At 55.4% G+C, this 12,068-nt stretch carries 11 protein-coding genes and 1 tRNA gene; 5 read left to right on the top strand and 7 right to left on the bottom strand.

The genetic code is table 11. The features are described from left to right. Positions 1-465: 465 nt before the first annotated feature. Complete coding sequence (gene nikR, locus IEX86_RS17765) at positions 466-909, bottom strand: nickel-responsive transcriptional regulator NikR (RefSeq protein WP_188867470.1); 444 nt, start codon at positions 907-909, stop codon at positions 466-468. 97 nt (positions 910-1,006) lie between these two features. Between nikR and nikA the strand changes: the two genes are divergently transcribed. From nikA to nikE, 5 genes are read left to right on the top strand one after another with little or no spacing between them, the layout of a single operon-like run. Further along, entirely contained in the window at positions 1,007-2,560 is a 1,554-nt protein-coding gene (gene nikA, locus IEX86_RS17760; RefSeq protein ID WP_373290460.1) for a nickel ABC transporter substrate-binding protein, read from the top strand. Between the two features lie 3 nt (positions 2,561-2,563). After that, the gene (nikB, locus tag IEX86_RS17755) at positions 2,564-3,508 is read left to right on the top strand and encodes a nickel ABC transporter permease subunit NikB (RefSeq protein ID WP_188867469.1); all 945 of its coding nucleotides are present in this window, start codon (positions 2,564-2,566) and stop codon (positions 3,506-3,508) included. Continuing rightward, positions 3,502-4,347: a nickel ABC transporter permease subunit NikC gene (gene nikC / locus IEX86_RS17750; RefSeq protein WP_188867468.1), complete on the top strand. Its 846-nt coding sequence runs from the start codon at positions 3,502-3,504 to the stop codon at positions 4,345-4,347. The genes nikB and nikC overlap by 7 nt, the downstream gene beginning before the upstream one ends. Beyond that, a complete protein-coding gene (locus IEX86_RS17745; protein WP_229685402.1) occupies positions 4,347-5,120 on the top strand; it encodes an ATP-binding cassette domain-containing protein in 774 nt (257 codons plus the stop codon). Before nikC ends, IEX86_RS17745 begins: the two co-directional genes overlap by 1 nt. Continuing rightward, positions 5,117-5,920 carry a nickel import ATP-binding protein NikE gene (nikE, locus tag IEX86_RS17740; RefSeq protein ID WP_188867466.1) on the top strand — a complete coding sequence of 268 codons (804 nt, stop codon included), beginning with the start codon at positions 5,117-5,119 and terminating at the stop codon, positions 5,918-5,920. The genes IEX86_RS17745 and nikE overlap by 4 nt, the downstream gene beginning before the upstream one ends. Here the strand turns inward: nikE and IEX86_RS17735 are convergent. From IEX86_RS17735 to IEX86_RS17710, 6 genes are all read right to left on the bottom strand, one after another. Continuing rightward, a complete protein-coding gene (locus tag IEX86_RS17735; RefSeq protein WP_188867465.1) occupies positions 5,917-7,140 on the bottom strand; it encodes a methyltransferase in 1,224 nt (407 codons plus the stop codon). The genes nikE and IEX86_RS17735 overlap by 4 nt on opposite strands. Positions 7,141-7,197: 57 nt before the next feature. After that, positions 7,198-7,950, bottom strand: a complete 753-nt coding sequence (locus IEX86_RS17730) for a transporter substrate-binding domain-containing protein (protein ID WP_188867464.1) — start codon at positions 7,948-7,950, stop codon at positions 7,198-7,200. A 189-nt stretch (positions 7,951-8,139) separates the two neighbouring features. Further along, positions 8,140-8,215, bottom strand: a tRNA-Phe gene (locus tag IEX86_RS17725). Between the two features lie 115 nt (positions 8,216-8,330). After that, a complete protein-coding gene (locus IEX86_RS17720; RefSeq protein ID WP_188867463.1) occupies positions 8,331-8,603 on the bottom strand; it encodes an oxidative damage protection protein in 273 nt (90 codons plus the stop codon). After that, positions 8,600-9,664, bottom strand: a complete 1,065-nt coding sequence (mutY, locus tag IEX86_RS17715; RefSeq protein WP_188867462.1) for an A/G-specific adenine glycosylase — start codon at positions 9,662-9,664, stop codon at positions 8,600-8,602. The genes IEX86_RS17720 and mutY overlap by 4 nt, the downstream gene beginning before the upstream one ends. Further along, complete coding sequence (locus tag IEX86_RS17710) at positions 9,661-11,880, bottom strand: AsmA family protein (RefSeq protein WP_188867461.1); 2,220 nt, start codon at positions 11,878-11,880, stop codon at positions 9,661-9,663. The genes mutY and IEX86_RS17710 overlap by 4 nt, the downstream gene beginning before the upstream one ends. Between the last annotated feature and the right edge of the window lie 188 nt (positions 11,881-12,068).

Genomic DNA, 12,068 nt, shown 5'->3' with positions numbered 1-12,068 from the left:
CATTCTTTGTCGACCGTAAAGATCACTAAATTGCCGTAGAGCAGCAGCGAGACGGTCATGGCAGCGCCTATAGTCCGATACATCCCTGGCAAGAGGCCAGATGTCATTGAGCTATGCAGAAGGGGCGGGTAGCGAAGCCACTGTTAGCTATTCCAGAGCGGTTAGCAAGATAGCCAGCACAGGTGCCGGCGTAATAGCTTTTATACGATTTGAGCGCGTCGTGTATAAGCCTAACTGCACTCCCGGCATGGCAATAGTTCTGTAACTTCGCTTTTATTGCTGACCTATAAGCATGAGCCAGAAGGTAAAGAAATCCTTAACGGGAACAGTCCCCAAGTAGTTTTATAGTGCTTTTTTATAAGGCGCTCATTTTCTTATGCACCTATTGAAAAACGCGGAGAGCCTTGGTATCAGGGCTTTTCCTACAGGGTATACATAAACTGCACACAGAGTTATCCACAGGTTCTAGTGTTCTTCATGGTCATGCTCATGACTATGGGCCACATGAGACATCGGTACGATAAAAGCTCTGCCGTGGCGCACTCCACGTTCTGCTGTAACGTGCTGAGCTAACTCGCGGACATCTGCTGTGGTGCCCTTTAGCACTGAGATCTCCATGCAGCTTCCATGATCCAAATGAACATGTAGCGTTGCCAGCGTAAGGTCATGGTGAGCATGAAACGTACGGGTCAGGCGCTTCGAAAGTTCGCGGGCGCTGTGGTCATAGACATAGCTTAAGGTTGCGATACAGGTGGAGTCGGGTGGTAAATCCTGGGCGACTGGCTCTCGCAGACCCTCTCTCAAAAGATCCCGGATGGCTTCGGAGCGGCCTTGGTAGCCATGGCTGGATACACGCTCGTCGACAGCCGCCAGCAAGTCGTCATCCAGCGTAATCGTTACTCTTTGCATAAAAACCAATCACCTTCAGTATGAGGTTTTCTCGTAGACATCATACTCTTCCCTGACTATTCTCCCGTCCTTGTTAATGTATAACGGGAGTAGGAGTGTGAATCAGCTTGGCTTCAAGAGAAAGCTCGGGGCGTTTTTATTGGCGGCAGGGATGATTCTGCCTGCCTTTACACAAGCTGAAGTGCTTACCTACTCCTGGCCGACCAATGCAGGGCCGCTTGATCCACGGGGGTACTCCCCTAACCAAATGTATGCCCAAGCTATGGTTTACGAGCCGCTGGTACGCTATCGGGCCGATGGTAGTGTCGAGCCATGGCTAGCAACCCACTGGGACATTTCACCTGACGGCTTGATCTATACCTTCACCCTGCGTGACGGCGTGCGCTTCAGTGACGGTAGTGTATTTGATGCAGATGCAGCAAAAACTAATATTGAAGCCGTCATGGCAAACCGCAAGCGGCATGCCTGGATGGAATTGGTAGAAACCATTGACCATGTTGAGACGCCAGACGCTAATACGCTGCGTCTGATTCTCAAACATCCTTATTACCCCACTTTGCTCGAACTGGCTCAGGTTCGCCCTTTACGGTTTGCTGCGCCTGATGCCCAGCCCGGCCGACCCGTGGGGACAGGTCCTTGGCAGCTGGTTGAAAGCCGCCGAGGCGAATTCGACCGCTTTGCCCGTAACCCTTACTACTGGGGACCAAGGCCTGTGTATGACGAGGTACTAGTAAAAGTCATTCCTGATCCAAGTAGTCGGGCGATTGCGCTCGAAACAGGTCAGCTTGATCTGATCCAGGGGTCCGAGGGGGAGGTGTCGGCTGACACATTCGAGCGACTAAAGGGGAAGGGCTACCATACGGCTATTTCAGCACCGCTGGCCACGCGTGTCATCGCGCTCAATTCCAACCTTGCGCCTACCAATGAGTTGGCTGTACGGCAGGCTATCAATTGGGCTGTAAACAAAGATGCAATCGTTAAGCACGTTTTGTATGACCTGGAGCCACGAGCTGATGCACTTTTTTCAACCAATCTGCCGTATACCGACATTGGATTGAAGCCGTATGACTATTCGCCTGACAAAGCACGTGAAGCGCTGGAGCAGGCAGGTTGGGTGCTGAAGTCAGGCGAGAAAATTCGCTACAAGAATGGTCAGCCGCTACGTCTGGAACTGTGCTTCTACGGAGCGAATGCTTTGCAGAAGAGCGTGGCTGAAGTTGTCCAGGCCAATCTAGGCAGTCTGGGATTTGATGTTGTGCTCAAAGGTGAAGACGAAGGCGCCCTGGTGGAGCGCCAGCGGGACGGGCGCTTCGGAATGATCTTTGCCGAGACGTGGGGCGCACCCTATGACCCTCACTCCTTCGTCAGCTCCATGCGTTATGCAGGCCATGCTGATTATCAGGCACAAAAGGGCTTGCCAATGAAGGCCATGATTGATCAGGAGATCGGTGAAGTCTTGGCTTCGGTAGATGAAGACAAGCGTCAGACACTCTACAGGCACCTATTGACCACGCTCCACGAGCAGGCGGTCTACCTGCCGATCTCGTACCTGACCGCCACCAGCGTAAGCCGTGATTCAGTTGAAAACGTACAGTTCGGCTCGACCCTTTTCGATGTGCCTTTCGAGGTCATGAAGCCGGCCGGAAACTAACTCATGCTGCGTTATATCGCCTACCGACTGGCCTTATTAATCCCTATCCTGCTTGCAGTTTCGCTGCTGGTATTTGTGCTGCTACATATGGGGCGGGGTGATCCTGCGCTGGATTATCTGCGTCTTTCCCAAATTCCGCCTACGGATGCGGCGCTGGCGGAGGCACGTCATACGCTGGGGCTTGATCGCCCCCTGGCCGAGCAATATCTGGTATGGCTGTGGCGTGCGTTGCATCTGGACTTCGGGACGTCATTCGTTACAGGAAGACCTGTCCTGGATGATCTCCTGTATTACTTGCCAGCCACGCTTCAGCTCGGCGGGGCTGCTTTGGCCGTTACCCTACTGGTCAGCCTGCCGTTGGGTATTTGGGCGGCCCGGCGGCCAGGTCGGTGGCCGGACCAGCTTGTGCGCTTTATCGCTTTTTTTGGCGTCTCAATGCCTAACTTCTGGTTAGCGTTTCTGATGATAGCCCTGTTTTCTGTGCTCTTGGGGTGGCTGCCTCCCATGGGGCGCGGCGGACTGGAGCATCTGGTCATGCCCGTGCTGGCAGTGGCCTTAATGTCGCTATCGATCAATGCGCGGCTTCTTCGCGCTAGCCTGCTGGAGGCCAGTGGGCAGCGGTATGTCTTATATGCACGCCTGCGTGGGTTGCCGGAGGGACAGGTCTGGCGCAGACATATCTTGCGTAACGCTTGGCTACCTGTTGTGACCGCTATCGGGATGCATGTAGGGGAGTTGATTGGCGGTACGCTGGTTATTGAAACGATTTTCGCCTGGCCCGGGCTGGGGCGCTTTGCGGTTAGTGCTGTCTACAACCGGGATTTCCCGGTATTGCAATGCTTTACCTTGCTGATGACCGGGCTGTTTGTATTCTGCAACCTGATCGTCGATGTGCTGTACGCCTGGCTTGATCCTCGAACCCGATTAGAGGGAGCACAGGTATGTTAACAAATGCAATGTGTTTGCCCCGGTCGCGCTCATGGGGGGCATGGTTGGGGGCCGTGTTGGTAGCCCTCTTATTGCTTTTGACGTTATTGGGACCTTGGCTGGCCCCTTATGACCCCACTGCCGTTGACGTAAGCCAGCGCTTGCAAGGCATGAGTGCGGAGCATTGGTTGGGAACCGATCACCTGGGCCGTGATGTCCTGTCCCGTCTGATGGCAGGCACGCGTTTGTCTTTGGGCACAGTGGTGCTCACGCTGTGCCTGATCCTGGCGCTTGGTATTGTCGTGGGAGGCGTGGCCGGATTTATCGGTGGTCGACTGGATACGGTGCTGATGCGAATCGGCGAGCTGTTCATGACCGTGCCAACATTTGTTCTGGCGCTCTTCTTTATTGGTGTGCTGGGAACAGGACTTTCGAATGTCATTTTAGCCATCGCACTGTCCCACTGGGCCTGGTATGCCCGAATGGTCCGTAGTCTTGTGATCTCTCTACGTGGACGTGACTATCTGTTGGCATCAGGTCTGGCGGGCGCGTCACGCCTGCAAAGCTTTATCAGCCACATCCTGCCCAGTGTACTAGGACAGCTAATGGTCCTGGCCTCGCTGGATATTGGCCACATGATGCTGCACGTATCAGGGTTGTCCTTCCTAGGCTTGGGTGTAAGCCCACCAACGCCGGAATGGGGCGTGATGATCAACGACGCCAAGGAGTATCTCTGGACTCATCCTCAATTGCTGCTCTGGCCCGGCCTCATGATTTTTCTAACCGTGATGGCCTTTAATCTGCTTGGGGATGCGTTGCGCGACCGACTCGACCCTTCGCTGCGCGCAGGAGAACATTGATGAGCCAGGTGTTGGAAGTTCAGGGTTTGACCCTGGCCGCTAATGATCAGTTGTTGGTTGATGGCTTGAGTCTGACGGTCAGAACAGGGCGTATTACAGCGCTGGTAGGCTCCAGTGGTTCAGGCAAGTCCATGACGTGCCTGGGCATATTGGATCAATTGCCTGCAGGCGTGACAAAAGCGTCAGGTCTAACGTTATGTGATGGGCAGCTGTCGAGTGGAAAACAGCTGCGCGGGCGTCAGGTTTCCATGATTATGCAGAACCCTCGTTCGGCCTTTAATCCCGTATTGACGATGCGGGCCCACGCCCATGAGGTGCTGACGCTACGTGGTATTCGTGGGACAGAGGCCCAAAAGCGTCTGGACGCCTGCCTGCTGGATGTTGGTTTGGATGCGTCCTCTCAGCTGCTCTCCCTGTATCCCTTTCAAATGAGTGGCGGCATGCTGCAGCGCATGATGATTGCACTGGCTCTGCTGGCTGAAACGCCTTTTTTACTGGCCGATGAGCCTACGACGGATCTTGATCTGCTTATGCAGGCCCGCGTGCTCGATGTACTTGAGCGCCTGGTTGAAGAGAAGGGACTGGGGATTCTGCTGGTGACGCATGACATGGGGGTTGTTGCCCGTTGCGCCCACGATGTCCTGGTCATGGATAACGGACGCATCGTAGAGGCTACGACGGTCGATCAGTTGTTTAGCGCACCCCATAGTGCAGTAGCCCGTGACCTTTTGGCAGCGCATCAGGCGCTCACTAGGGTGGAGGGTTACGAATGAGGCTGCTCAGTGCTGAGTTCATTACGCATGGTTATCGCTCGGGAAGCTTTTGGTCACGCCAGCCTGTGCAAACGGTATTGCGTGAGCTGAATTTCCATATTGACGAAGGGGAAAGCGTTGGCCTTCTGGGAAACAGTGGTAGCGGTAAAAGTACGCTGGCCCGCCTGCTACTGGGACTTGAGAGGCCTCAAGGTGGGCAGATCTGCTTTCGTGGGGAAGCGCTGCCTCACGTAAAAGGTGAGGCACTTTGTACGTTTCGACGCAGCGTTCAGATGGTCTTCCAGGATGCGCCAAGTGCCTTTAACCCCCGTCATACCGTGGGCTGGAGCCTGTCTGAGCCGTTGCGGCATTTGATGGGGCTTTCCAAGCTGGATTGCTTGCGGCGTGCTGCCCAATTGCTAGAGCAGGTGGGGCTGGATGCGGGGATGGTTAATAGGCTGCCCGGCCAGCTTAGTGGCGGACAGCTCCAGCGTGTCGGTATTGCGCGGGCTTTGGCCTCGCGTCCTTCGCTCATTGTGCTGGACGAAGCGCTATCCAACCTTGATCGAGTTCTTCAGGTACAGATATTGGACATGCTCAGCGAAATACGTGAGGCACAAGGAACAGCCTTTCTGCTGATTACCCATGATCTGAGCCTGGTACAGCGTCTGTGTCGCCGAGTGGCTGTAATGGATCAAGGGCGGCTCGCCGAGGAGTGCAGGGTAGAGGCAGGACTGCGCTTTGAGCATCCGGCTGGAGCTGCGCTGCAGCGAGCTGTTCTGCCGGCAATGCCTGTAAAGCGCGCACCTGTAGCCCTTTAAGGTTTCTCAGCCAATAGCATTAGGTTGCGTGGGGTCAAGTCATAGTCGCAGAAGCGGCCTAACTTGACTTGATAGCCCTGCTCTTGCAGATAGAGTGCTCGATCCAGTAGCAGCCAGAGCTCAAGCGGACGTCGGAAAAGCCCACGAACCAGCTCAAGATTGCGAACAGTGGCCAGGCGCATCCAGCCCGCAGCCTCAAGAGCCTTCCAGTCTTGCTCAGGTACAGGCGGCAGTTTCTTGAGCGTGGCAAGCTCCAGGCAGTAGTCTCGAAACGTACGTTGCAGCCAGCTGGTCGGCAGAGGGGGCGTAGGGAGGTACTCATCGATCTCGCGGATCTCACGCTGGAGCAGGTCAAATCCGAGTCGCCTTGCCATGGAGATATCACGTTGGCGGCGCACGCGTGCACCTGCGGTTACGGTTTCACAGAGAGGTAATCCAAGATCCTCCTTGCTCAAAAGAAGAGTTGAGCCTTTGGCATCTGTGGAGAGTGGGCGGTACTGCTCGCCGCTGATACGGTTATAGCAGCAAGGTGCTATGGCCAGGGCAGAGCACCTTGCTGCGCTGGCGACTTGCATCAGTCGCACGTGCAGATCACCGCATGCATGCAGGGCTACAGGGGTATGGGAGGTCTCTAGTCTGTTCAGTACAGACTCGTCCATCACATCCTGTTCGTAATGATGAGCGCTCAGTCCCAGACGCTTGCTGATACAGCGTCCGGCGTCTACCAGTGAGGGATCGTACTCCAGGCAGTCGAATGCGGTGCCACTAAGGCTTAGGCGCCGCCCCAGATGACCTTTGCCCGAGCACCAGTCCAGCCAGTGTGAAGGTGGGTGCCTGAATAGGGCATGCTGTGTGAACGCCTCTACCTGCTCCCATTTACGACCTGGGACATCAACACTCCAGGCGTTGGGGGCTTCACTGTGCTGCCTCGGCAGTTCGCCAATAGCACATAGCTGGCGTGACTCCTCAGCCCAGCCTGAAAAGGGCAGGGGAGCCTGGAGTGTGTGCGGGCTGTTATGAGCAGCCTCGGCCTCATCAAGTGAGCGGGCTCTGAGCCAGGCGGATAGCGCCTGATAAGTCTGTTCCCATGGCAGCGTCAGCTGGATAAATGGCTTGGGTCGCCAAAGAGGTTGGTGCTGTATCAGAAAGCTATTCAGGGCATTGAAGCGCTCTTCTAGCGCAGCGCCTTGGAGAAAGGAAACAGGTTCGAGCTTACTCATGCCAATCACTGAGGCTAACAGGGCGGCGAAGCATAGCGCACCGCCCTGCTGCTGTGATCAGTAGAGGCTAAACGGAAAGTAACGGGCGTTGATCTGCTGATAGGTGCCGTTGGCCAAGATGTCTTTAAGCGCCTCATCCAGGCGGGCTTTCAACGGGTCGTTCTTGCGTACCGCTATTGCAATGCGGTCCTTTTGGAGGACGGGCTCGCCTTTAAGCTCGAAACGTTGCCCTTCAGCTGTCTGTAACCAGGCGTAATGTGCAAAGCGGTCCCCGAGTACTGCATCCACGCGCCCCTCTGCAAGGGCCTGGTTGGCTTCCTCCTGAGAGTCGTAGAATCGCATGTTGACCTGACCGCCCAGATGGTTGGAGAGCCAATCTGCCGAAAGGGTCGCGCGGCCGGCACCAATAACCTTGCCTTTGAGTCCTCGAGGGTCTGTGCTGAAAGGCTTGTCCTTGGCAGCAATGAACTGAATGCTGTTCATGTAGTACGGGATAGTGAAGGAGACGAGCTGCTCACGCTCCGGTGTAATCGACATCGAGGAAATGATGGCATCGAACTTACGTGCGTTCAGTGAGGGCAGCATGCGATCCCAGCTGGTGATTACGAACTGGCATTGCACTTTGAGCTCTGCACACAAGGCCTGCGCGATATCTACGTCAAAGCCGGTTAGCTTGCCATTCGCGCTAACGCTACTAAAGGGCGGAAGTGAACCCTGGACGCCTACTTTAAGGACATCGGCCGCCATGACTGAGCTGCCTAGACTTAACCCCGCTACCAGGGAAATGACCCATCGCTTGAACCGCTTCATTCGCTCCTCCATCCACAAGTATTTATAAGCTTTACAGCTGGTGGACAGCAGATTGTCAAATAAAAGGCACGAGATAGTACCTGAGCAATGAAAGGAAATAGCTTTCAAGCGCTCGGGGCAACGATTGGTAATAGAGCGAAAATGAGGGCATAAAAAAAGCCCGATCATCTGATCGGGCTTTTTGAATTATGGTGCCCAGGGACGGAATCGAACCGCCGACACGGGGATTTTCAATCCCCTGCTCTACCAACTGAGCTACCTGGGCAACGGGGCGCATTAAACCGTTCTAAACGATTTGTGTCAAGCGCGAGTTGAAAAAAAATTCAATTTTTACCGAGACTTAAGTGTTTACCCCAAAATGAGAGGGGTAGACACCCAGCTTATTCGCTTGGCGGAACATATCCTTCAGCTTGCGCGTACTCTTCGCCTGACAGGAATTTATCCATCTCTTGCTGCAGGAATTTACGGTCGTCAGCATTCATCATGTTCAGACGGCGTTCATTGATCAGCATGGTCTGATGTTTCTGCCAGTCGTCCCAGGCTTGCTTGGATACATTCTGATAGATGTCCTCGCCCTTGGCGCCTGGGTAGGGCGGGCGATCCAGGCCGGGCAATTCCTGCTTTAACTTGCGGCACATGACAGTGCGGGTCATACGGTTTCTCCTTTCAGCGCCTCTTCGGCGCGCTTGAGCAATTTTTTGACCGGGGCCGCGAGCCCCAGACGTGGCGGATTGGCGAGGTTATACCAAAGCCAGTCCGGTTCGGTCATGGATTGATTGCGGCTATCCACATGAATCAACCATGGCTCGATGTTGAGCTGGAAGTGACTAAAGGTATGAGTGAGGCCGGGTAAGGCCTGACGATGCTCCATGACCAGACTATGACGTTCAGCCAGTGCCTCTAGTTGATCTGTTGTGTCGAGTTCGGGTGGGCTCCAGAGGCCGCCCCAGAGCCCGGAGGAGGGACGTCGATAGAGCAGGATGGCATTCTCATCATTGATAATGAGCGGCATTAGCGTGTGCTTTTGAGGTAAGGTCTTTCGCGGCTTGGGTTCAGGAAAGTCAGTCTCACGTCCAAGGCGATGGGCTTGGCATCCTTCTTTGAGCGGGCAGAGCAGGCAAGTGGGTTTGCTACGCGTACACAGTGTAGCGCCCAGGTCCATCATCGCCTGGGTGTAATTGCCTACACGTGTATGCGGCGTATAACGCTCTGCTACATCCCATAGGGCACGGGCTACAGCCGGCTCGCCAGGATAGCCGGACTGTGCCGAGTAGCGTGCCAATACACGTTTGACGTTACCGTCGAGGATGGGCGCGCGAATGTCCATGGACAAGCTGGCAATGGCTCCGGCGGTCGAGCGGCCTATACCTGGCAGGTCCGACAGCGCTTCAACGCCACGGGGGAATTCACCGTTGTGCTCGGCCACGACAATTTTTGCAGTCTTGTGCAGGTTGCGGGCGCGGCTGTAATAGCCCAGCCCTGTCCAGAGATGCAGCACTTCGTCCTCAGACGCAGTCGCCAGCGCCTGGACATCGGGCAAGGCTTCCATGAAGCGGTCAAAATAACCCAGTACCGTACTGACCTGGGTCTGCTGGAGCATGATCTCCGAGACCCACACCCGGTAAGGGTTGATATTTTGCTGCCAGGGCAGGTCCTTGCGGCCATGAATGTCATACCAGTTCAGGACAGCGCTGGAGAAGCGTTCTGGATTCATCGTTTGTGGAATAACCCCTTGATGGCATCTTTGAGTTCGGGACTGACCTTGTCCCCGAGTTTTTCACCCAGTTTTTCATTGAGTCGATCACCCGCCAGTCGGGCGACAATCTTGCTCATGCCTTCGCGATCCAGGCGGCAGGCTTTAGCGCCCAGCTCCAGTGGGCCGCGGCAGTGTAAAGGCCATTCGATGCCGGTATAGCGATCATTGACCTGACAGGCCGGGTCTGGCATGTCGCTCTTGTCGCCCTCGACTGTTACACCTATGCGGTAGTCCAGGCCGAGTACGCGCAGGTCGATATCACCGTTGCCTTTGGCTGTCAGGCCAGGAATGCGCGCAATAAGGTCCTGGTTGCTGGCTACCCCGTTGTTGATCGTCAGGCTACCGCTCAGCTCGCGGAAGGGTGTGTCTTGCCCATCATGTGTGCTGCTAAGCGTCTTTTTGTTAAGTAGCGCAATACCCTGGCAAAGCTGGCCTTCGAGGTTGGCGTTGGCCAGAACGCCGTTGCTCAGGCGGAAGCGTGCCGTTCCGTCCAGACTATCCATCCATGCCTTCTGGCTATTGCCTTGCGCAGTCAGGTTAGCATCCAGATCCAGAGCGCCCCGCACAGGTGGCTTTTGCCCCTGAGCCTGGAGGATCCTTTCAACAGGTACCTGGGCGATGCGTTCAGTGACGTTGAGTTTGGGTGTGATTCCTCGAACATCAAGGGCACCAGTGGCCTGGAAGCGACCGCTGAACAGATCGCCACGCAGTTCGCTCAATGTGACCAGGCCTTCTTTGCCGTTAATCTTGAGGCTGGCGTTGTCGATAGGCAACTTGGTTACCACAAAGTGATCCAGGTTGAGCGAAGCGTTAAGGTCCAATGCCTTCAGTCGTTCGATAGGAAGGATGTCCTCGCTGCTCCAGGCGTGCTGGGTGGGGGAGGAGGGAAGCGGCGAGTTGCCCTGGCTGGCAGCCACATCGGCTGCATTCACTTCGCTCTGGCGAGCTGTATTGGTCTCATGTTGCGCAGCGGCGGCCTTGGCCGGCAGATAGCGATCCAGGTCCAGTCGGTCGCCTTTGAGTTCCACGCGCAGGGCTTTGCGAGCAAGGTCTTCTACGGCAATACGGCCTGAGAAGGTGCCACCATCAAGAACAAGGTTCAGGTCCTCCAGCGCAAGGCTGTTCTGGCTGCCAGTCAGGCGCGTATTGAATTCAACCTGCTTGAGTGTGTTGGCATCAGCCATTTCCGGCAAGGTGACACCAATGCCGCTCAGAAATGCTCGCAGGTCTGTTTGGGCGATCGACAGCCCTCCCTCAAGCTTGGGCGCGTTTTCAAGATCATGCACCTTGAGCTCGCCAAGCGCTTTCAATTGGTTGAAGGTCAGCTTCAGGCCATTCCATTCGGCAACCTTGGCTGCCCGGTCCAGAAGGAGCTGACCCTCTGCCGAGTACTTCAGCAGCTGCCCGCCAAAAGGCTCTCCCGTGGCATCGCCCGATAGGCTGGCATTGTCCAGTTGGTAGCGTTGCAAGGCATTGTCAAAGCGCAGTTCGCCATTCAGCACGACCGATGCGTTGACTGGGGGCTGGTTAGTCGTAAGGGTGCCCAGCAGTTTCAATGGAATATTAGTACCCTCGCGGATGCTGCCAGTAGTCAGGTCTAACCCTTCGAATGCGTAGTGCGCACCGCTGCGGGCATCGTTGTAGTCAACGCGAGAGTCTTTGACTGTCAGGCTGTCGATATCCAGCTTGAGTGGGCGCCGAGGCGTGTCCTCCTTCTCCTCCGGCTGCTGGGCGGGCTGTTCGGTCTGGGCGCCTGTGTTTGAACTGTTAGCCGGGCGGCCGATATTTTCCCAGTTGCCCTTACCTTGCTCATTGCGCGCCAATGTCAGATTCAGGCCATCCACTCGAATGTCGCTCATTTCGAGATCACGGTGAAGCAGCGGCAGGACGCGCACCGAAAAGCCAAGTCTTTGTACGCTGGCCAAGTGCTGTTGTGGTGTATTGGCGCTGGCGATGGTGGCGTCATGCAGTTGCAGACCAATCCACGGGAAGAGGCTCCAGCCAATATCACCATTCAGGGTCAGCTCAACATTGGCTTTGTCCCGGGCAAGTTGGCGGATTTCGTCTTTGTAATCGTTGGGGTCGAACAGGTGGGTCAAGGCAAAGCCCAGTGCCACGATGATCAGCAACAGCCCAAGAAAGACAAGGCCGAGCACTTTTCCGAACGCTTTCATTGACGGGTCCTTATCTAAAACTTAAGTAATGGCCGAGTATAACGCTGCCAGGTGGTCGTTTTGGCTGGATGAGCGTCAGAAGCGCGATATCGACGCAGACTCTCTGTCGTGTTGTGAATGCCGTTTGGCGCGTAGGTATGAAAAATTGAGCAGTGTGCTCTGGTATTTACATGCAGTGCGCTCTATTG

Source organism: Pseudomonas asuensis, from assembly GCF_014646755.1.
GTDB classification, from domain to species: Bacteria; Pseudomonadota; Gammaproteobacteria; order Pseudomonadales; family Pseudomonadaceae; genus Chryseomonas; species Chryseomonas asuensis.
Note: the sequence above shows the minus strand (reverse complement) of the source record. Positions and strands in the feature narration are given on the sequence as shown.